Source organism: Pseudoalteromonas arctica A 37-1-2 (genome assembly GCF_000238395.3).
Classification (GTDB): Bacteria; Pseudomonadota; Gammaproteobacteria; order Enterobacterales; family Alteromonadaceae; genus Pseudoalteromonas; species Pseudoalteromonas arctica.
The window spans coordinates 881,423-901,944 of sequence record NZ_CP011025.1; the positions used below are offsets into that span (position 1 = coordinate 881,423).

The 20,522-nt window shown below is 39.5% G+C and carries 15 protein-coding genes and 1 tRNA gene; 11 read left to right on the plus strand and 5 right to left on the minus strand.

Features of this window, described 5'->3' with window-relative positions; genetic code table 11:
- The first annotated feature begins 161 nt into the window (after positions 1-161).
- Both PARC_RS03975 and PARC_RS03980 read left to right on the plus strand, forming a co-directional pair.
- Positions 162-1,409, plus strand: a complete 1,248-nt coding sequence (locus tag PARC_RS03975) for a DEAD/DEAH box helicase (protein ID WP_007581604.1) — start codon at positions 162-164, stop codon at positions 1,407-1,409.
- A 58-nt stretch (positions 1,410-1,467) separates the two neighbouring features.
- Positions 1,468-2,448, plus strand: coding sequence for a sensor domain-containing diguanylate cyclase (locus PARC_RS03980; RefSeq protein WP_010553165.1), 981 nt, complete (start codon positions 1,468-1,470; stop codon positions 2,446-2,448).
- 356 nt (positions 2,449-2,804) lie between these two features.
- On the opposite strand, the gene PARC_RS03985 is transcribed toward PARC_RS03980, so the two are convergent.
- Positions 2,805-3,761 carry a methylenetetrahydrofolate reductase gene (locus PARC_RS03985; protein WP_021032136.1) on the minus strand — a complete coding sequence of 319 codons (957 nt, stop codon included), beginning with the start codon at positions 3,759-3,761 and terminating at the stop codon, positions 2,805-2,807.
- A gap of 250 nt (positions 3,762-4,011) precedes the next feature.
- On the opposite strand from PARC_RS03985, the gene PARC_RS03990 reads away from it, so the two are divergent.
- The gene (locus PARC_RS03990) at positions 4,012-6,894 is read left to right on the plus strand and encodes a M16 family metallopeptidase (RefSeq protein WP_010553166.1); all 2,883 of its coding nucleotides are present in this window, start codon (positions 4,012-4,014) and stop codon (positions 6,892-6,894) included.
- Between the two features lie 112 nt (positions 6,895-7,006).
- Here the strand turns inward: PARC_RS03990 and PARC_RS03995 are convergent, their stop codons facing one another.
- Positions 7,007-7,327 carry a helix-turn-helix transcriptional regulator gene (locus tag PARC_RS03995; RefSeq protein ID WP_010553167.1) on the minus strand — a complete coding sequence of 107 codons (321 nt, stop codon included), beginning with the start codon at positions 7,325-7,327 and terminating at the stop codon, positions 7,007-7,009.
- A 4-nt stretch (positions 7,328-7,331) separates the two neighbouring features.
- Positions 7,332-7,739 (minus strand): hypothetical protein, encoded by a 408-nt coding sequence (locus PARC_RS04000; protein WP_010553168.1) that lies wholly within the window; start codon positions 7,737-7,739, stop codon positions 7,332-7,334.
- 344 nt (positions 7,740-8,083) lie between these two features.
- On the opposite strand from PARC_RS04000, the gene cysE reads away from it, so the two are divergent.
- A complete protein-coding gene (cysE, locus tag PARC_RS04005; RefSeq protein ID WP_007581613.1) occupies positions 8,084-8,902 on the plus strand; it encodes a serine O-acetyltransferase in 819 nt (272 codons plus the stop codon).
- Between the two features lie 35 nt (positions 8,903-8,937).
- Positions 8,938-9,618: a hypothetical protein gene (locus tag PARC_RS04010; protein WP_007581614.1), complete on the plus strand. Its 681-nt coding sequence runs from the start codon at positions 8,938-8,940 to the stop codon at positions 9,616-9,618.
- Between the two features lies 1 nt (position 9,619).
- On the opposite strand, the gene xseA is transcribed toward PARC_RS04010, so the two are convergent.
- Entirely contained in the window at positions 9,620-10,960 is a 1,341-nt protein-coding gene (gene xseA, locus PARC_RS04015) for an exodeoxyribonuclease VII large subunit (RefSeq protein ID WP_010553169.1), read from the minus strand.
- A gap of 135 nt (positions 10,961-11,095) precedes the next feature.
- Here xseA and guaB point away from each other — a divergent pair, with 135 nt between their 5' ends.
- The 5 genes from guaB (at position 11,096) to rimI (ending at position 15,301) form a co-directional block, all read left to right on the plus strand.
- On the plus strand, positions 11,096-12,565 hold the full coding sequence (gene guaB / locus PARC_RS04020; protein WP_002958783.1) for an IMP dehydrogenase: 1,470 nt from the start codon (positions 11,096-11,098) through the stop codon (positions 12,563-12,565).
- A gap of 102 nt (positions 12,566-12,667) precedes the next feature.
- On the plus strand, positions 12,668-14,245 hold the full coding sequence (gene guaA, locus PARC_RS04025; protein ID WP_008170177.1) for a glutamine-hydrolyzing GMP synthase: 1,578 nt from the start codon (positions 12,668-12,670) through the stop codon (positions 14,243-14,245).
- Positions 14,246-14,400: 155 nt separating this feature from the next.
- Positions 14,401-14,477: transfer RNA gene (locus PARC_RS04030), tRNA-Trp, on the plus strand.
- Positions 14,478-14,541: 64 nt separating this feature from the next.
- On the plus strand, positions 14,542-14,847 hold the full coding sequence (locus PARC_RS04035) for a hypothetical protein (RefSeq protein WP_010553170.1): 306 nt from the start codon (positions 14,542-14,544) through the stop codon (positions 14,845-14,847).
- Positions 14,834-15,301 (plus strand): ribosomal protein S18-alanine N-acetyltransferase, encoded by a 468-nt coding sequence (gene rimI, locus PARC_RS04040; protein WP_007581622.1) that lies wholly within the window; start codon positions 14,834-14,836, stop codon positions 15,299-15,301. The genes PARC_RS04035 and rimI overlap by 14 nt, the downstream gene beginning before the upstream one ends.
- A gap of 75 nt (positions 15,302-15,376) precedes the next feature.
- On the opposite strand, the gene PARC_RS04045 is transcribed toward rimI, so the two are convergent.
- Positions 15,377-18,043 carry an ATP-binding protein gene (locus tag PARC_RS04045; RefSeq protein WP_007581624.1) on the minus strand — a complete coding sequence of 889 codons (2,667 nt, stop codon included), beginning with the start codon at positions 18,041-18,043 and terminating at the stop codon, positions 15,377-15,379.
- Positions 18,044-18,895: 852 nt separating this feature from the next.
- Here PARC_RS04045 and prfC point away from each other — a divergent pair.
- Positions 18,896-20,485 carry a peptide chain release factor 3 gene (gene prfC, locus PARC_RS04050; RefSeq protein WP_010553171.1) on the plus strand — a complete coding sequence of 530 codons (1,590 nt, stop codon included), beginning with the start codon at positions 18,896-18,898 and terminating at the stop codon, positions 20,483-20,485.
- Positions 20,486-20,522: the final 37 nt, after the last annotated feature.

Consider the following 20,522-nt stretch of genomic DNA (forward strand, 5'->3'; position numbering starts at 1 on the left):
AAAAGGCGCTAAATACAGCTGTTATTTAGCGCCTTTTTTATTGTTTTTAGCGCTAAAGCGAAAGTGAGCAACCACGATTAAATACTTTTCTGGACTGGTTAATTTACGCAGTACAGTAATATGCGTACAATAGCGCTCTTTGTTATTTTAAAGCTAAGCCTATGTCTGCCACTACGTTCTCATCACTTAATCTCGACCCGTTATTATTAACAGCGATTGAGCAAAATAATTACACTCAACCTACCGCAATTCAGATTAAAACTATTCCGCCTATTTTAGCCGGAAGTGATGTAATGGGCAGCGCGCAAACAGGTACGGGTAAAACCGCCGCCTTTGTTTTACCTTTATTACATAAGCTTTTAAATACCCCTAAAAAAGATGAGCAAGGCCTTGCCCGCGTTGTAATTTTAACGCCAACCCGTGAGCTTGCTCAGCAAGTATTTGCAAGCTTTGAAAAGTACGCACAAGGCACTAATATCAATGGCGCTTTAGCCTATGGTGGCGTAAGTATTGGCCCTCAAATAAAAGCACTTAAAACAGCGCAAGTTATAGTGGCAACACCTGGGCGTTTGCTTGATCATATAGTTAAAGGCAGTGTGGTACTTTCAAGCGTAGACTCCTTAGTGTTTGACGAAGCTGACCGCATGCTTGATATGGGCTTTATTGATGAAATTAGACGTATATTGCGACATATCCCGGGCGATCGCCAAACTTTACTATTTTCAGCTACGTTTGATGACAGCGTGTTTGAACTCAGTAAAAAGTTACTTAAAAACCCAGAACTAATTGAAGTTGATAAGCGCAACTCAGCAGCCGTTGAAGTAGAGCAAGTTATTTACGCTGTAGATGAGGATCGTAAGCGCGAACTTGTATCGCACATGATTGGCATGAAAAACTGGCGCCAAGTGCTTATTTTTACTCGCACAAAACAAATGGCTGATCAGCTTGCTAAAGAAATGTGTAAAGATGGTTTAAAAACCGAATCAATCCATGGCGACAAATCGCAAGGCGCACGCGACCGTGCATTGCAAAACTTTAAAGAAGGTATTACACGCGTACTTGTTGCAACCGATGTAGCTGCGCGTGGTTTAGATATTTCTACACTTAGATACGTAATTAACTTTGAACTACCGTACATTGCCGAGGATTACGTGCACCGTATTGGCCGTACAGGTCGAGCTGGTGAACAAGGACTTGCTATGTCGCTGGTAAGTCTTGATGAGCAATGGCTGCTAGAAGAAATTGAAGTACTACTCGATACGCGTTTAACGCCGCAGTGGTTAGAAGGTTACGAGCCAGATCCTAATAAAAAGCCAAAAGATAATCGTAAAAATACTAACAAGTCGCGAAAAGATCGCGATAAAAAACGCATCACTGGTAAAAGAGAGCCAAGCAGACGTCGTAAATAATAGCTTTTACTTTGCTTTTTTGCCTATACTGGAGCTACTAAATAGCCGAGGTAAAGCAATGTTTGAAATTGATCAATGGGCATTTTCTGGTATTGATGGCCAAATATCTTTGCATAAATGGCAAAAAACAATCGACCTTATAACGGGGCTTTTTTCAGCCCCGTCTGGTTATATAGTTCAAGCAACAAGCAAAGGCTATCGCGTTGTTATTAGAAGTAACGAAGGTGGCTCTAACTTTGAGACCAATCCTATACTTCCTCCTCAAACACCTCTGTTTTGTCGCCACGTAGCTGAAACTAACAGTACATTATATGTTAATGATGCAAGTAATAACGATACATGGAATACCCTACCAGAAGTAGTTGAAGACGGTGTTGAATCCTACCTAGGTTTACCTATTCATTGGCCTGAAGGCGAAGTGTTTGGCACGTTATGTTTAAAAGACACTAAAATAACAAGCTATACCGATGAATATTTTGAACTCATAGAACAACTACGCGATTTGATTGAAGACGACCTAGCGCTTGTGTATAGCTATGAGCAAATGCGCGAAATAGCCATGTTAGACTCATTAACGAATATTTATAACCGCCGAGCACTTAACTTATTAGCCCAGCAAAAACTTAACTTAGCGCTACGTTTAGGCTTTGACGTGTGTTGTTTGTTTATTGATATAAACGACTTTAAAAAATTAAACGACACCTGCGGACATGAAGTGGGCGACAAAGCCTTAATTATATTGGCAGATACGCTAAAAACGCATTTAAGAGATGCTGATATAGTAGGGCGCTTAGGTGGCGATGAGTTTGTTGCAGTAATGCAAGTAAGCGATAAAAGCAAGATTAACTACATCATGGATAAAATATCCTCTGAGTATTCAAAAGCCTTACTCAAAGAAGACGTTTGCGATTTATCGCTTAGTATTGGTTATAGTTTTACTAATAAACAAAAGCAGCCCTTTGAAGCGCTATTAAATGATGCAGACCACGCAATGTATAAAAATAAACAAGCGTATAAGCTCGCTAAAAAAGCACAATAATAAAAGGAGGTTCGTCATGACTCATGCCACACAAACTTGGCTAGTTTTTTCTGCGATGGGTTTTATTTTTTCCTTAGCAATAATAAGCTCATTTGAAACGTCCCTAGCATTAGATTTATATCTAATGAGGGAATAATTCTTGGTGTTATGTGCTCATCGATGGGGTTTGCCTTAAAAAGGCTTGAGAGTAATAACCAAAAATAGCTTTAATGGATAGCTTAAGCAGCAAATTTTTACGTACTTATTAATTTATTTTTCAAAGTACGGACATAAAAAAGCAAGCCATTAGGCTTGCCAAGAAGGGTGTTAATTAGCTCTCCTAGCCTTTAAGCTATTAGCTTTTAAGCTATTAGCTTTTAAGCTATTAGCTTTTCCGCAAGGTTCAATTCCATAATGGCTTTTAATAAACGGTATAAATTAATTGACGCGTCAATTTCTTCTTTACGGTTTGTTAAGCTTTCAATATTTAAGCCCAGCGGTACATCTAAATGCGCACAGCTTTTAAGTATTAAGTCGAGATTTTCGCGGCAAATACGGACTGATTCGCTTAATGTATTGTCTGCATCAAGCATGCGCCATTTAGTTGCCTCTGGCACTGAGATACCCAACCATTGCATAAACTCTAAGGTTTTTTCGCCTCCGCACGGGGTAAACGTTAATATAATACGTTGAGGTGTAATACCCTGTGCTTTACACGTACGTGCGTAGCTAGTAATTAGCTCTATAGTAGCTTGTGCGTCGTAAACAGCTTGCGATATAAAAAACTGACAACCTTGTGCTGTTTTTTCTATTAATCGTTCGTGCTCATTTCGTTTACTTGAATGGCGCTCGGCAATCGTAACGCCACCTAAAAAGAAATCATCTGATTGCTCAGCCATCGCTTTATACGCATCTGGCAGGCTTAGCTTTATATCGCCTATTGATGACGGGCTACCTACTAAAACTACATTTTGTAAATCGTAGTCGTTTTTAGTCTCACTTAGCCAATCTTTAAATTCGCCTACGCCACGCTGCGCCACACTTTTATAAGTAATCACATCTTGTGCAGATAAATTACGAAGTAAATGGCTGTATTCACGCGGATCAACGGTTTGTTTAAACGCAAATGGACGGTCTTGATTAGTTCGGCTGCTTTCGTCTTGAATGTCGTAAATTATCACGCCGTCGTATTCAATTTCGTGTAAGCGACCTAATAGCTTTTCTGCAATGGTTTTTAATTGCGCTTTATCGGTGCCAATTTTAGGCGGGGTAGTACCAATAAGATAAACACCTTGATTGGTGTCCACTATCTTCTCTTTTAGTGATAAAGCCATAATCCTCATTCCAGCTAAGTTTGTTTTGATGGATTTAATATAGCAGCCATTTAGACGTCTAGATAGATTTATTTAATGAAAGTTTTTCAACTAACATGATGTTTATTCATAGTGCTTGTTCCCATAATTTATAATTGACACAGTTGTTTACATAATAAATTCCCTTTGGGCTCTTATATTTATTGGCTTTGGGGCATAATTAAAGAGTTAAATCTGACAACAAATTTGCTCAATTTAAAAAGGGACAACAATGAAATTTAAATTATTAGCAACCAGCTTAGCGGTATCGCTGGCGTTAACAGGTTGCGCCATGCAACAAAACCAAAGCACGCAAACAACAGCACAACAAGAACAAGTAAATAAAGCTGATGACCGTGTTTTCTCGCAAGATTATTTAATTGAAGAGCTAGAAAACGGCTTACGTGTCATGGTTGTTAAAACCGACTACCCTGATGTGGTGTCGCTGCAAATTCCGGTATCGGTTGGGTCGCGTAACGAAGTTGAAGAGGGCAAAACAGGCTTTGCTCACTTTTTTGAACACATGATGTTTAAAGGCTCACAAAAATACCCTGAAGATGTGTACTCAGACATATTAAAAAATTCAGGTGTTGATAACCGCGCTTATACAACAAACGATTTTACAAACTACCATTTAAACTTTTCAAAGCAGCATCTTGATAAAGTACTTGAGCTTGAAGCTGATATTTTTCAAAACTTAACTTACACCGAAGAGCAATTTAGAACAGAAGCACAAACGGTAAAAGGTGAGTACTTAAAAAACAACGCGAGTCCAATTCGTAAATTATTAAGCGCTGTACGCGAAGAAGCGTTTGATAAGCACACGTATAAACACACCACTATGGGCTTTTTTAAAGACATAGAAGCGATGCCAGATCAAATGGCGTACGGAAAAGAGTTTTTTGCTAAATTTTATAAACCTGAGTATGTGTCACTTGTTATTGTGGGCGATGTAGATCCACAAGCAACAATGGCAATGGTTAAAAAGCATTGGGGTAGCTGGAAAAAGGGTAACTATGTTGCTGACATTAAAGCAGAGCCTGTTCAACAAGCACCAAAATATTTGCACCAGCAAGATGAAGCGCTACCAGGACATTGGTTACTTGTATCGTACAAAGGCGCTGCGTGGGAGCCTGCTAAAAAAGACAGAGCGGCGCTTGATTTAATCTCACAGCTTTATTTTTCTAGTAATTCAGATTTATATCAAGAGCTAGTGGTCGACAAACAAATTGCCAGCCAAATGTTTACTTATAACCCTGAGACTAAAGATCCGGGTTTATTACACGTATTTGTTAAAGTAGAAAACGCAGACGATTTAGCCACTGCGCGCGATGCCATTAACCGCACTTATGCAAAAGCACGCACTGAGCTTGTTGATGAGCAAAAGTTGAGTTATTTAAAATCGAACCTTAAATACAGCTTTATTAATGGCTTGGATTCATCGCAAGCGATTGCATCAACTCTTGCCAGCTACATGCATTTTGAGCGCGATCCTGAGGTTATAAACCAGCTGTATAAATCGGCAGATAACATTACCAGCGCAGATATTAAAGCCGTTGCTAATAAATACTTTACTGATAACGCACGTACCACATTAACGATGTCGGCACTTGATAAAGCCCCAGGTTTCGAGCAAGAAGTTGATTTAAATGCGCTTACTGCAAAGCTTAAACAAGCACCTGCGGCACCTGTATTTAAAGTACTTGATAAAACGAATGGCTCGCCATTAATTGATGTTAACTTTTTATTCAATACCGGTGCGGCTGCCGACCCACAAGGCAAAAAAGGTGTTGCTGCGTTAACTGCGGCTATGCTTGCACAAGGTGGCTCAGAGGCGACAAGCTATAAAGATATTCAAAAAGCACTTTATCCGCTTGCAGGTAGCTTTGGTTATCAAATAGATAAAGAAATGCTGTCGTTCCAAGGGCGTATTCATAAAGACAATGCAGCGCAGTGGTATTCACTTGTGAGCGATCAATTATTAAACCCAGGCTTTAGAGATGATGACTTTAAACGCCTTAAAAAAGAAATGATCGATGGTATTAAATCAGGCTTAAAAGCATCTAACGATGAAGAGCTAGGCAAAGAAGTGCTATACAGTGCACTTTACAAAAATCACCCTTACGAAAGTTACAACTACGGTGATATTTCGGATTTAGAAGCGTTGACGCTAGATGATGTTAAAGCGTTTTATCACAGCGAGCTTACGCAATCTAAACTCACAGTTGGTTTAATTGGGGCTGTACCTGCAAAGCTTAAAGCTAAAATGATGAGCGATTTTGCAACGCTACCAAAGGGTGAGCAAAGCCGTTTAAGTATTCCTGATGCGCCAGTGCTTAAAGGTCATCATGCAACGATTGTAGAAAAATCGGCGCAATCGACAGCGGTATCGTTTGGTTTTCCTATTGATACAATAAGAAGTAGCGAAGACTGGACAGCCCTTTGGCTTGTGCGTTCGTACTTTGGTGAGCACCGTAGTTCTAACAGCTTTTTATATGAGCGCATTCGTGAAACTCGCGGCATGAACTATGGCGATTACGCATACATTGAATACTTTCCACGTGGTATGTTTCAAACCAAGCCTGATGCAAACCTAGGGCGCTCTGAGCAAATATTTCAAGTGTGGTTACGCCCACTTCGCTCTAATAACGATGCGCACTTTGCCACACGTACCGCCTTGTTTGAGCTAGATAAGCTAATTGAAAATGGTATGAGCGAAGATGACTTTGAAGCTACGCGTAACTTTTTAATTAACTTTGTGCCGCAAATGGTTGCAAGTCAAAACCGCCAATTAGGTTACGCACTTGATAGCGAATTTTACAACACAGATAGCTTTGTAAGTTACGTAACTAAAAAACTTAAAACGCTAGCGCTTGCTGATGTAAATCGCGTTATTAAAGAAAACTTACAAACAGACAATGTTCAATATGTGTTTATAACCGCAGACGGCGCTGATATGCAAAAACGTTTAGCATCGCAGCAAACCTCACCAATGGTTTACAACACAAAAAAACCAGCGGAACTAGTTGCTGAGGATAAAGTAATTGCTGATTACAAATTAGCAATTCCTGCAAAAAATATTGAAGTAGTAAAAGTTGAAAAAGTATTTCAATAATTTAAGTGGTTTTTAAACTATCTTTAAATGTATAAAAAATGCCCCAGTGCTTAAAGCTCTGGGGCATTTTTATATTAATACTTTAAGCGAAAGCATAGGCTTGTTACTAATATCATAAGCTCGTTATTAATAGCATACAGCCAACTCCGAGTGTAAAGCTAATTAAAGAGCTTATAGCAATAGCTACAATAAACTTTTGCGTTGATTGGGCTTTAACCGTTTCATCTTCTTCTAAGTCGTCCAATTTTATGAGCTCGCCTTGGCGCACTTCAAATACTGCGCATAAAGCCATTGTGGTTTCTTTTGATGCCGCACCTTCTTTTTCTACACGCTGAACGGTACGTAAGCTTACATCGCAGGCATCGGCAAGTTGCTGTTGCGTCCAATTAAATTGCTGCCTAAGTTCTTTTATTGTTTTAGGGTTAAGTTGCATGCGTTTATTTACCTACCACTAAGTCAATTAGCGCAAAGGTTGAATACCCACCTAAGTATCCGGCAAGTACACAGGCAGAAAAAAAGAGGACGGCTCTTTTCGGATCTTTAATAAAAGGAAGTACAGTTTGTTCTTGCTGCTTTATTTGCTCATTATTTTTAAAAAAAGTACATTCAAGCTTGCCAGTGATAATATTTAGCATGTGATATTTAACTTGGTAGTTATGTTCGTTAAATTCAAATGTATGCGTGCTTTTTCTACCAACGCTACGCTTACTACTAACTAAATCGTCGTTGACGTAGATTTCTTCTTTGCCTGTAAAGTAGCTGCCAAAACAGGCTATTTGATTGTCGCCATCTTGAAAGTAAAATTTGTAACCTAATTTTTTTATATTTAATATATCGTTTTTCATCATCGTTATCCTTGTTGAGTTGATGATGCTAATTTAGCGTTTGTTTTTGTTATTTACGCCGTCAGCTGTACGCCAGTATGTATTTTGGCATATGACAGGTGAGCTGTCATACGTTGTTAGCTTTTGATTTTTATTAATTTATTATATTTTAAGTATGTATTGGTCATTTTAGCTACTGTCGTATGACTTAATCTAAAAAATAGGTACGTATTTAAAATATCATTTCTGGGTGCTAGTTATATCTAATAACCAGAACAAATAACTAAGGGATTAACACCTTAGTGGTTAAATCCGTTAGACTTGGGAAAAGGCTATTTTATATCAACTTAAGGCAGTGCAGTATTATGCGTCATGCAATTTGGCAACAGCTTCGCGACGAAGCTAACGATGTAGTAACACGTGAACCATTATTAGCAAGTCATGTTTATTCATGCATTTTGAATCATGATTGTTTAGGTTCGGCATTGAGCTTTATTGTTGCTAATAAGTTGGCTGATGCGGTGGTATCGGCATTCACTATCCGAGAGCTGTTTGACCAAGCATTTGTAAAATGTGACCGTATGCTATCTTTTGTTGCTGAGGATATTAAAGCGGTAAAAGACCGCGATCCTGCATCAGAAACCTATCTTACGGTTATATTAAATCTAAAAGGTTTTCATGCTATTCAGGCGCACCGTTTGGCTAATTGCTTGTGGCAACAAAACCGCAAAGAGCTAGCGCGCTTTATTCAAAGCCGTAACTCTGAAGTGTTTGGGGTCGATATTCACCCAGCATGTAAAGTGGGTAAAGGCATTATGTTTGACCACGCAACCGGTATTGTTATTGGTGAAACAGCAGTAATTGAAGATAACGTATCAATTTTGCAATCTGTAACGCTTGGCGGTACAGGCAATGAGCAGGGCGATCGTCATCCTAAAATTAGAGCGGGCGTATTAATTGGCGCCGGCGCTAAAGTACTTGGTAATATTGAAGTAGGTGAGGGCGCACGAATTGGTGCGGGCTCAGTTGTACTTAGCAATGTTCCACCACACACAACCGCTGTTGGCGTACCCGCTAAAATTATTGGTCGACCGGATTGTGAGTGTCCGGCGCAAAGTATGAACCAAAACTTTTTAGCAAATCCTGAGCCTGAAAACGAATCGCACACGAGTGCAATGCTATAAGTAATTAAAAATCATAAAACTTAAAAGGAATTAACATGAACAAGAATAGTTTATTGGCTCTAGGGATTGGGTTTATTGCGGGTGTAGGTTTAACTTGGGGCTACTTTAATGCAGCTTCAAGTCATCCTGAATCTGTTAAGTCGCAGCCAAGTTATGAAAAACAGCAAAAGCTTCATACTGAACAACAAAGTAATGAGGTATTAAGTAATGCAGACTCTGCAGTACCTGAGCAAGTCGCTAGTATAGAGCCCGCTGAAGACACGCCTCCAACCTATTCAGAAACCCAAATGCTTGATGAACTACCTTTAGAAGAGCAAGTAACTCAGCTTAAGCAGCAACTCGCCGAACAGAAAGCGACAGTTAAAAGCATTTTAAAGCAAATGAGAGGTCCTTCAGATTTTGAGAAGATCTTACGTGATAAATTTGAAAAGCAAACGCGTGACGAAGAATGGGCTTATCGTACTGAAATGGCATTACAAGATTTTTTATTAACAGCTGATTTAGCGATTATACCCGATGTTGTTAGTGCAAAATGTAAAACGACGATATGTGAATTTGAACTAGCCGCACCCGCTGATAACGACACATTTGATAATTCTCAATGGCGAGAGCTAAACGACAAGTTGATGAAGCAAGAGTTTTGGCAACAATTTAAAAGCACTACCTCCACATCAAGCGATAGCGAGCTTAAATTGTTGCTAAGTACAGAGTTTTAATTTATGTAATAGGTATAACCTGTGATTCTATAGAGCCGTCAACGAGCTCTGTAATCAAAACATCGCCTGTTTTAATTTGCCCCACAGATTTAACCACTTTGCCTTGTTGTGTTTTAGTGATGCTATAGCCGCGCGCTAAAACATTAAGCGGACTTACTGAATCTAACCTGCTTGCTTGCAGTGCTAAGCTATTATTCGCTTGCTGTAACTGATGCTGTATAGCTTGGTTTAGCCTAGCTTGTAATTGCGAAAGTTGATGGCTTGCTGTAGCGAGTTTTTTATCGGGTGATTGGCGCATTAAACGCGGCGTTAAGTTATTGAGTGTACGTTCTTGTTGGTATAAACGATGACGCATCGCCTGTTGCAGCGCAATGCTTAGCTCATCCAAACGTTGTGATTTTTGATTAAGCTGATTACGCGGATGACATAAATTAAGGCGGTGTTGTAACTGCGTTGCTAGTGCGCGCTTGTCGGCAATGCCGTGCTTAAACGCGTTAGATAAACGATTAACTAATTGCGTTACTTTGTTGTGTAACTCTTGCGTATTTGGGCTTACAAGCTCAGCTGCGGCTGATGGGGTCGCTGCACGAACATCAGCAACGTAATCGCTAATAGTGGTATCTATTTCGTGGCCTACCGCACTTACTATGGGTAATTCACTTTTGAAAATAGCGCGGGCGAGCTGTTCGTGATTAAAACACCATAAATCTTCAAGTGATCCGCCGCCTCGCCCTAAAATAAGTACGTCTACTTCATCACGAGCATTAGCTAATTCAATTTGGTTAATTAAATGCACGTGCGCTTCTTTGCCTTGTACCATAGCAGGGTAAATGATGACTTCTAGCTGCGGTGCACGACGTTTAAGTACCGTTAAAATATCTTTTATAGCAGCGCCGGTTGCTGAAGTAATAACACCAATGCGATTAATATTTTGGGGTAATGGCTGTTTGTGAGCAGAGCTAAATAATCCTTCGGCGGCTAAACGCATTTTAAGCGCATCAAATTTTTGTTTTAGCTGACCTTCGCCTGCGGGTTCCATATGCTCAACAATAAGCTGGTAGTCACCGCGAGGTTCATAAAGCGATACACGCGCTTTTACTGTAACTTGTACGCCATTTACAGGGCGGTAGCTTTGGTTGCGATTATTGCCTCGCCACATTGCGGCTTTAATTTGTGCTTTATCGTCTTTTAACGAAAAGTACCAATGTCCAGATGCAGGGGTAATAAAGTTAGAAATTTCGCCCGTGAGCACTAAAGATGCAAAACCTTGCTCAAGGATTGTGCGAATTTCTCTATTAAGGCGTGAAACGGTGTAAACCGCCTGCGAAGGCTTCGAAAACATAAAAAACAACCTAAAACTATTTATTGCACTACTTTATCATAAATATTTGCGAAATATTATTTACTCATGCCAACAACGCTGTTAAAATTTGGCCGCAATTCCTTATCTTAGATCCACATGTGAGAAGTTGCCAAAATGCTTAGAATCGCTAAAGAAGCTCTTACCTTTGATGACGTACTTTTAGTACCTGGTCATTCTACTGTTTTGCCACACACGGCAAATATTTCAACTCGCTTAACGCGTGGTATCAAACTTAACTTGCCGCTTATTTCAGCATCTATGGATACTGTTACAGAAGCTCGTTTAGCTATTGCCCTTGCGCAAGAAGGTGGTCTTGGTTTTATTCATAAAAACATGACTATTGAAGAACAAGCGAAAAACGTACGTAAAGTTAAAACCTACGAAGCAGGTATTGTTTCATACCCTGTAACGGTTACTGCCGATTTAACAATTGCAGATGCAATTGAGCTTTCGCACGAAAAAGGTTTTTCAGGTTTTCCGGTTACCGATAGCAATAATGTGCTTGTAGGCATTGTTACTAGTCGTGATATGCGTTTTGAAACTAAGCTTGAACAGCCTGTTTCTACCGTTATGACTAAAAAAGAAAAGCTTGTTACCGTTAAAGAAGGCGCAGCACGCGAAGAAATTTTAGGCTTAATGCACGAACACCGCATTGAAAAAATCCTTGTTGTTGATGATGAATTTAAACTTAAAGGCATGATCACAGTAAAAGATTACCAAAAAGCCCAAGACAAACCTGACGCATGTAAAGACGACCAAGGTCGTTTACGTGTAGGTGCTGCTGTAAGTGTTGGTGCAGGTACTGATGAGCGTATTGCTGCATTAGTAGAAGCGGGTATTGATGTTTTACTTATCGATACATCGCATGGTCACTCTCAAGGTGTTATTGACCGTGTTACTAAAACGCGTAAAGAGTACCCAGACTTACAAATTATTGCAGGCAACATAGCAACAGCTGAAGGTGCGATTGCACTTGCTGATGCGGGAGCGGATGCAGTTAAAGTAGGTATCGGCCCAGGTTCTATTTGTACTACACGTATTGTTACCGGTTGTGGCGTTCCACAAATTACCGCTATTTCAGATGCTGTTGAAGGCTTAAAAGGTCGCGACATTCCTGTTATTGCTGATGGTGGCATTCGTTTTTCTGGTGATATTGTTAAAGCACTTGTTGCTGGTGCATCGTGTGTAATGGTGGGTTCACTTCTTGCTGGTACTGAAGAAGCACCAGGTGAAGTTGAATTATACCAAGGCCGTTATTACAAATCTTACCGTGGTATGGGCTCATTGGGCGCGATGGATCAAAAAGAAGGTTCATCAGATCGTTACTTCCAAAAATCAAACGAAGCAGACAAGTTAGTACCTGAAGGTATTGAAGGTCGCGTAGCTTACAAAGGCCCTATTGCAACGATTATTCATCAGCAAGTGGGCGGCCTGCGAAGTGCTATGGGCTTAACGGGTTGTGCAACAATTGAAGAGCTAAATACAAAACCACAATTTGTACGTGTTACTTCAGCCGGTATGGGTGAGTCGCACGTTCATGATGTGCAAATCACTAAAGAAGCACCAAATTACCGCTTAGGTTAAGCAGCGTAATTAATTTAATATACTGGGCTTGCTTTGCAAGCCCTCTTTTTAGTCGTTTACATTAACAAACGGCATTTAGCATCAGACTTTACGAGATACTCCATGAGCAAAGATATTCACGATTCACGAATTCTCATTTTAGACTTTGGTTCACAATACACTCAATTAATCGCCCGTCGTGTGCGTGAAATTGGTGTTTACTGTGAACTTTGGGCATGGGATGTGACTGAAGAGCAAATCCGCGAGTTCAACCCACAAGGTATTATTCTTTCTGGTGGTCCAGAATCAACAACACTTGAAAACAGCCCGCGCGCTCCTGAGTATGTATTTAATGCAGGCGTGCCTGTGCTAGGTATTTGCTACGGTATGCAAACAATGGCAGCTCAACTTGGCGGAAGTGTACACAGCTCTGATAAAAAAGAGTTTGGTTACGCACAAGTAGAAAAAGTAGGCAACTGTGCATTATTTGATGCAATTGAAGACAGCATTACCGATGGCGGCAACGGCATACTCGACGTATGGATGAGCCATGGCGACAAAGTAATGGATATTCCAGCTGGTTTTGCAACAACAGCTAAAACATCTACTTGTCCACATGCTGCAATGTCTAACGAAGAAAAACGTTTTTACGGTGTACAGTTTCACCCAGAAGTAACACACACGCACCAAGGTCAGCGCTTATTAGAGCGTTTTGCTATTGATATTTGTGGCTGTGAAAAATTGTGGACTGCTGCAAAAATTATCGATGATGCTATCGAGCGTATTAAAGAAACAGTTGGCGATGACGAAGTTATTTTAGGCCTCTCTGGTGGTGTTGATTCATCGGTTGTGGCTATGCTTATTCACCGTGCAATTGGCGAAAGACTAACATGTGTATTTGTTGATAATGGTTTACTTCGTTTAAACGAAGGCCAACAAGTAATGGACATGTTTGGTAATAAATTTGGCTTAAATATTGTTAAAGTTGAAGCTGAAGAGCAGTTTTTAAATGATCTAGCGGGTAAGTCAGACCCAGAAGATAAACGTAAAGCCATTGGTCATACGTTTATTAATGTATTTGATGAGCAAGCCAAAAAGCTTAAAAATGCAAAATGGTTAGCGCAAGGTACAATTTATCCTGATGTAATTGAATCAGCGGCATCTGCAACTGGTAAAGCGCATGTTATTAAATCTCACCACAATGTGGGCGGATTACCAGATGACATGAAAATGGGCCTTGTTGAGCCATTACGTGAATTATTCAAAGATGAAGTACGTAAAATTGGCCTAGAACTAGGTTTACCGTACGACATGCTTTACCGTCATCCTTTCCCTGGACCAGGTTTAGGTGTGCGTGTACTTGGTGAAATCAAAAAAGAATACTGTGATTTATTACGCCGCGCTGATGCGATTTTCATCGAAGAGCTTCACAAAGCTGAGCTCTACCATAAAGTAAGCCAAGCGTTTACTGTATTCTTACCTGTTAAATCGGTAGGGGTTATGGGCGATGCACGTAAGTACGATTGGGTTGTATCACTTCGTTGTGTGGAAACAATCGACTTTATGACAGCGCGCTGGTCACATTTACCTTATGAGTTTTTAGGTGTGGTATCAAACCGTATCATTAATGAAATAGATGGTATTTCTCGTGTTGTTTACGATATTTCAGGTAAACCACCTGCAACTATCGAATGGGAATAATTAATTTTAGTTTTAATTAACTAAGTTTAAGTGATTAAAAAACGGCGAATTAGCATGCTAATTCGCCGTTTTGTTTATTTAAAAAGCAGTTAAACTAAAAGAGTGATTTTTCTCTTTACCTTTGGCGAAACTTCTCTATAATTCGTCGTCATTGCAGGGGCGTAGTTCCAATTGGTAGAACAGCGGTCTCCAAAACCGATGGTTGGGAGTTCGAATCTCTCCGCCCCTGCCATTTCTTCTTTACATCGTTTTTATTACTTCTTATATTGTTCAAATGTCTAATCTACTGAGTTGTTATGCATCCACGTTACGCAGCTATTTTTGATATAGAAAATCTTGAACTCAATCAACATTATTGTCCTCAAGCAAATGATCAAGCTAATACTTTATCGCAAAGCACGATAGCTAGTTCTTTAACGCTAAATGAGCAACTACTTGCAGACATTAAACTCAGTGCAGAGCCTATTATTATAAATAGCGTTGTACAGGGCAGTGAGATGCAATTAAACGATAATAAGCTTACATTGCCAACCCCACAGCTCAACGCCTCTGAGAAGCGTGCTTTATGGGCTTTAATGAGTAAACACCTTGATAAACTTTAAATCAGTAGATGAAACTGCAATACCTCAATTAATGGCCATCGAAACAGCGTGTCATAGCCATCCGTGGACTTTAAATACAATGGGTTCATGTATAGGCGGGCGCTATTTTAATGTTGCCGCATTTGATGAGGCGAGCATGATTGGTTTTTATATTGGTGAAAAAGCAGGGCCTGATTTTACACTTATGGATATTTGTGTAACACCAAGTCACCAGGGTAAGGGTATTGCAAGGCAGTTGTTAGCGCAGTTTATTGAATATGGTGAGCAGCAAAATGCTGAAAACCTCTTTTTAGAAGTTCGCGAATCAAATACGCGTGCTATTGCGCTGTACGAGCGCGCAGGCTTTGCTGAGATGTCAGTGCGTAAAAACTACTACCCAAGTGATAACCCTGCTAAAAATGGCTTTGAAGACGCTATTTTAATGGGTATGGCGCTAGGTTTAAACTTTTCATAATTAAAGTCGGTAATTAGCATTTAAAATATAGAGCCGCTAAAGTACTGCACTTGTACCGTTTTGTAACTTTGCTTTTTAGGTTACTTTGTCGCTAATTGCTTGCTCAATGGCTGCTATTAAATCATTTACCAGCTCGTCTCTTGGTACTTTATTGTTACTTTTTAAGTTCTCTTCAAGTGCCGCAGCGCTATGGTAAATTTCATCAAAGTTAAAGCATCCAGAACTGCCTTTAACACTGTGCGCTATACCTCTTAATGCTTCCCAATCATCACAATGCTGCAAAGCTTTAACTTCTTCTAAATATGTAGGTAAGTTAGCTAAGTAATTATCGGCAATTTGCTGAAACTTTTCGCTCTTTAATAGGCTATCCCATTTATTTTGATTATCTTTTTCAAGATGCAGGTAGCTTACGAGTACGTTTTCCAGAGCATCTTTATCAATGGGTTTAGCCAATGCTTTGTCGCAACCAGCTTCTAGATAAGTGCCTATATCATGGTTCATTACATTGGCAGTAAGGGCAATGATAGGGCCATCATACGCTGCATGACGAAGCATTTTAGTCGCTTCTAATCCGCCCATTACAGGCATTTGCATATCCATAATAATAAGTTGGTAGTCGTTTACGAGCGCCATTTCTACAGCTTGTGCGCCATTACTGGCAATATCGGGTTCAAGGCCCCAGGTTTGCAGTAATAATTTAATTAATAGTTGGTTATCTGGGTTATCCTCAGCCACTAATATATTGGCGTCGAAGCTATTGGTTGCAAACGATAAGAGAGGGTCTTTCTCTGGTATTAACTGGCTGTCTTGCGTTAAAAATTCAAGCATGGGTTGATCATCAGATAGCTGACATGCCACCCTAATTGTAACTCGGCTACCTACACCCACTTCACTTTCAAGGTTTACATCGCCACCAAGTAACAGTGCTAAGTTTTTAGAAATACACAACCCAAGACCTGTACCACCAAAACGACGTGTAGTTGTGGCATCGGCCTGTTCAAACGGCTTAAATACACGTTCTATTTGATGCTCAGACATACCAATACCAGTATCTTTAATTACAAACTCTAGCTTTTGACTTGCTTGTAAATAATGCACACAAATAGACACGCTGCCATTTTCGGTAAATTTAACAGCGTTATTAGCAATGTTTATAAGTATTTGTTTTAAGCGGGTCACATCACTATAAATGGTGCGGGGTAGCGGCAGTTGATAGTCGATATTAAGGGTTAATTGTTTTTCTTGTGCCAGTGGTTGAATAATTGATTCAATGTCGTGCACAAGCTGCACTACGTTTAACGCTGACAAATCAACAGCCAGCTTTTCAGCTTCAATTTTAGATAAATCGAGTATGTTATTTATTAACTCTAGTAAGTGTTTGGAATTACGTAAAATAGTGCTTAGGTGTTGTTTGTCATTCGCTACTTTATCGTTATGTAGTAACTGCTCTGTAAAGCCCATAATGGCCGTGAGCGGCGTGCGTATTTCGTGACTCATGTTGGCTAAAAAACGACTCTTAAGTTGATTAGCTTGCTCAGCTTGGCCAATAGCTAACTCAAGTTGGCTGTTCATAGCTTCAAGTGCTTGGGTACGACTTTCCACTTTATCTTCAAGGTGGTGTTTGTATTCTTCAAGCTGTTGTTGGTAGTGCCTTATTTGATTAACCATGTGGTTAAAGTCGTTAAATAAAACACCTACTTCATCATTTGTATGAGCTGGTAAGTGCACCGACAAATCGCCATCACCAACACGATGACTCGCAGCCCCGAGTAACTCAATTGGGTTAAGTAATAAATTGCGGACCACTACAAAAATTAATATTGGCAGGGTGATCACCGAAATAATAACAATTAAGCCTGTTATTAAACTTATGGCTTTACCTGATTGATAAAGCACCCCTTTGGGAATGGTCGATACGTAATAATATCCGCCGGGCATTTGCACTGCAAAAATCATTCGCTCTATTTTGTCTATGCTTGAGAGTTCAATAGTTGAAAGCATGCCGATATCAGCGAGGTCGTGCACTTGATTAAGTTCGTACTCGCTTATGTATTGGCCACGCATATTGTAATCGGAGCTAAATAAAATTTTCCCGTCTTTAGTCAACATTAAATTAAGCGTGTTGTTATATGGCGCTTCTAAAATACTAGAGTTTAGTATTGAAGGTTCTATATGTATTACAATAAAACCAAGCTGCTGTGGTCGTTTTAAATAGTAATCAACACTATAAATTCGTTGAATAAAATACAAACTAGTGGTGCCATCATCCTTTTGAATCATAAATTGCTGTTTACTTAAATTACTTTGCAATACTTGATTAAAAAATGGGTAGCTTTTAGGCGCTGTTGTTAGGTTGTTAGAGTAGTAGGCATCGCTTTTACCACTGGCTGAAACTAAATTAATGCTAATTATATCGGGATAAGCCTCACTGTAACTGGCAAATACATCCATAAGCGCGCCAAGTTTTCGGGTGTAATTACCGTTGGCACGAATGTCGTTTGCTAAAAAATCACTAAGTACTGGCGAGGTTGAAAGTAGTTTTGCTGTAGAGTGAAAAGAGTCGATATAATTAAATATTTTTTGCTGTTGTTGCTCAACAAAACGGCTCATTATTAAATCAGCTTGTTTTTGTGTTGAATTAGTTACATTGGTGAGTGTAAAGCCACCTAAAAATAGCAGCGGTAGAATAACAAGGGGTGTTATATACCATAATAATCTAATACTTAACTTACTGGTTTTCATGACCAAACGACTTATCCTCCATGCAATCTACCAATAATATGCGTTACGACTTTATTACACAAGCTTGTGGCGGTCTTGGTGGCTAAATTACAATCAGTAGTTGCATGGTATTTAGCTCTATATTGGTGTTTTTTTATTTTATTAAGTTATTTTAATTTAATAAGTTACATGCATATAACCGTTATTTTATTGTTCAAAAAAGTTTACATAAATTTACATCTTTTAAAGTCATTTTTTTAAAGATAAATGCTATCACTTAAAATTGAATATTCTAATTTACTCTTAGTTATAAATACCAGTGGGTTAACGCAGGGCTGTTAGCCGGGCCACTAGGTTATATTCTCAAGCAAGGCTTAAAAATTCTAATGGTGTGCAGAGGCTTGGTGTATTGTGTGCTGATTCTATTTATTTGGCTTATTACTGATTTTTTTATACCTCATTTGCAGTTAGGCTTCCCAAAATCCATATTAATAAAAAAGATCAGCTAATAACCAACCATTGATTGTTTATAAGGCCAAGATCAGCGAAAATAGTTTCCAATTACGATTAACATAACGGATCGCATGTGAAGGGCCAATTTAGGGCTTTTCTGATGGTGTGTTGAGCTTTCGAGGTTGCTCTATACCAATTTTATTAAACCAAGATCGTTCTAGCGTATTAAATAACTCACTAACTACGTTAAAAATTATTCATAGAGAATAACTCTATGTGATAATTTCGCCTTGTTATTGCGCTATTTTATTATCGCTATAATAGAACGCTAATTTAATGCAATTGGTATTATTTAAGCCTTGAAAGCTCAGCATACTTAAAGTGGATAATATCCGTATACAAACTAAAAGAACTTTTTTAATGGCAGATCAAAATCTCCTTAGCGAAATTAATAAACGACGAACCTTTGCTATCATCTCTCACCCAGATGCTGGTAAAACAACCATTACCGAAAAAGTATTGTTATTCGGACAAGCTATTCAACGAGCCGGCACTGTAAAAGGCCGTGGCTCTAACCAGCATGCAAAGTCTGACTGGATGGAAATGGAAAAAGAGCGTGGTATATCTGTTACTACCTCTGTAATGCAGTTTCCATATAACAACGCACTTGTTAATTTACTTGATACTCCAGGACATGAAGATTTCTCGGAAGATACTTACCGCACATTAACTGCGGTAGATTCGTGTTTAATGGTTATTGATGCAGCAAAGGGTGTAGAAGATCGTACCCGTAAGCTAATGGAAGTTACACGCCTGCGTACAACGCCAATTGTTACGTTTATGAATAAATGTGACCGTGAAATTCGCGACCCAATGGAAGTGCTTGACGAAGTTGAAACAGAGCTAAATATTGCCTGTGCACCCATTACTTGGCCAATTGGCTGTGGTAAAGAGTTCAAAGGTGTTTATCACATTCATAATGACGAAGCTGTTTTATACAAAACAGGTCAGGGTCATAAAATTCAAGAAGTTCGTACCATTAAAGGTCTTGATAACCCAGAACTTGATATTGCCATTGGTGAAGATTTAGCTGCGCAATTACGCGATGAGCTTGAGCTTGTTATTGGCGCATCAAACGAATTTGATTTAGATCTGTTTTTAGCCGGTGAGCTTTCGCCGGTTTATTACGGTACCGCACTTGGTAACTTTGGTGTTGACCACGTTTTAGATGGTTTAACTAAATGGGCACCAACGCCACTGCCTCGTGAAACCGAAGACAGACTTATTGTTGCAACTGAAGAAAACTTTACTGGTTTTGTATTTAAAATTCAGGCCAACATGGACCCTAAACACCGTGACCGTATTGCATTTATGCGTATTGTATCGGGTAAGTACAGCCAAGGCATGAAAATGAATCACGTGCGAATTAGCAAGCAAGTGAGCATTTCTGATGCGGTAACCTTTATGGCGGGCGATCGTGAGCGCGCAGCTGACGCTTACGCGGGCGATATTATTGGTTTGCATAACCACGGTACCATTCAAATTGGTGATACGTTCACACAAGGCGAAAAACTTAAATTTAGCGGTATCCCTAACTTTGCGCCTGAATTATTCCGCCGTATTCGTCTACGCGATCCGCTTAAGCAAAAGCAATTATTAAAAGGCTTAGTACAGCTTTCTGAAGAAGGTGCTGTGCAAGTATTTAGACCGCTTATAAACAACGATTTAATTGTGGGCGCGGTAGGTGTACTTCAGTTTGATGTAGTTGTAGCGCGCTTAAAAGCCGAATATAACGTAGATGCTATTTACGAAGGTGTAAATGTAAATACAGCGCGTTGGGTAAGCAGCGACGATGTGAAAAAGTTTGAAGACTTTAAGCGCAAGTGCGAAAGTAATTTAGCACTCGATGGTGGCGATAACTTAACTTACATTGCGCCGAGCCGTGTAAATCTTAATTTATCAGTAGAGCGTTACCCAGAAGTGACATTTAACCACACTCGCGAAAACTAGAATCGACTGACTACAGTTAACTGAAAGCCTGCTTTGG

Bases quoted from the DNA above. Each gene is read 5' to 3' on its own strand.
- xseA (WP_010553169.1), bottom strand. From the start codon at position 10,960: ATGTTTTCGAAGCCTTCGCAGGCGGTTTACACCGTTTCACGCCTTAAT.
- PARC_RS03975 (WP_007581604.1), top strand. From the start codon at position 162: ATGTCTGCCACTACGTTCTCATCACTTAATCTCGACCCGTTATTATTA.
- prfC (WP_010553171.1), top strand. From the start codon at position 18,896: ATGGCAGATCAAAATCTCCTTAGCGAAATTAATAAACGACGAACCTTT.
- PARC_RS04000 (WP_010553168.1), bottom strand. From the start codon at position 7,739: ATGAAAAACGATATATTAAATATAAAAAAATTAGGTTACAAATTTTAC.
- guaB (WP_002958783.1), top strand. From the start codon at position 11,096: ATGCTTAGAATCGCTAAAGAAGCTCTTACCTTTGATGACGTACTTTTA.
- cysE (WP_007581613.1), top strand. From the start codon at position 8,084: ATGCGTCATGCAATTTGGCAACAGCTTCGCGACGAAGCTAACGATGTA.
- PARC_RS04035 (WP_010553170.1), top strand. From the start codon at position 14,542: ATGCATCCACGTTACGCAGCTATTTTTGATATAGAAAATCTTGAACTC.
- PARC_RS03985 (WP_021032136.1), bottom strand. From the start codon at position 3,761: ATGGCTTTATCACTAAAAGAGAAGATAGTGGACACCAATCAAGGTGTT.
- PARC_RS03990 (WP_010553166.1), top strand. From the start codon at position 4,012: ATGAAATTTAAATTATTAGCAACCAGCTTAGCGGTATCGCTGGCGTTA.
- PARC_RS03980 (WP_010553165.1), top strand. From the start codon at position 1,468: ATGTTTGAAATTGATCAATGGGCATTTTCTGGTATTGATGGCCAAATA.
- PARC_RS04010 (WP_007581614.1), top strand. From the start codon at position 8,938: ATGAACAAGAATAGTTTATTGGCTCTAGGGATTGGGTTTATTGCGGGT.
- PARC_RS04045 (WP_007581624.1), bottom strand. From the start codon at position 18,043: ATGAAAACCAGTAAGTTAAGTATTAGATTATTATGGTATATAACACCC.
- guaA (WP_008170177.1), top strand. From the start codon at position 12,668: ATGAGCAAAGATATTCACGATTCACGAATTCTCATTTTAGACTTTGGT.
- PARC_RS03995 (WP_010553167.1), bottom strand. From the start codon at position 7,327: ATGCAACTTAACCCTAAAACAATAAAAGAACTTAGGCAGCAATTTAAT.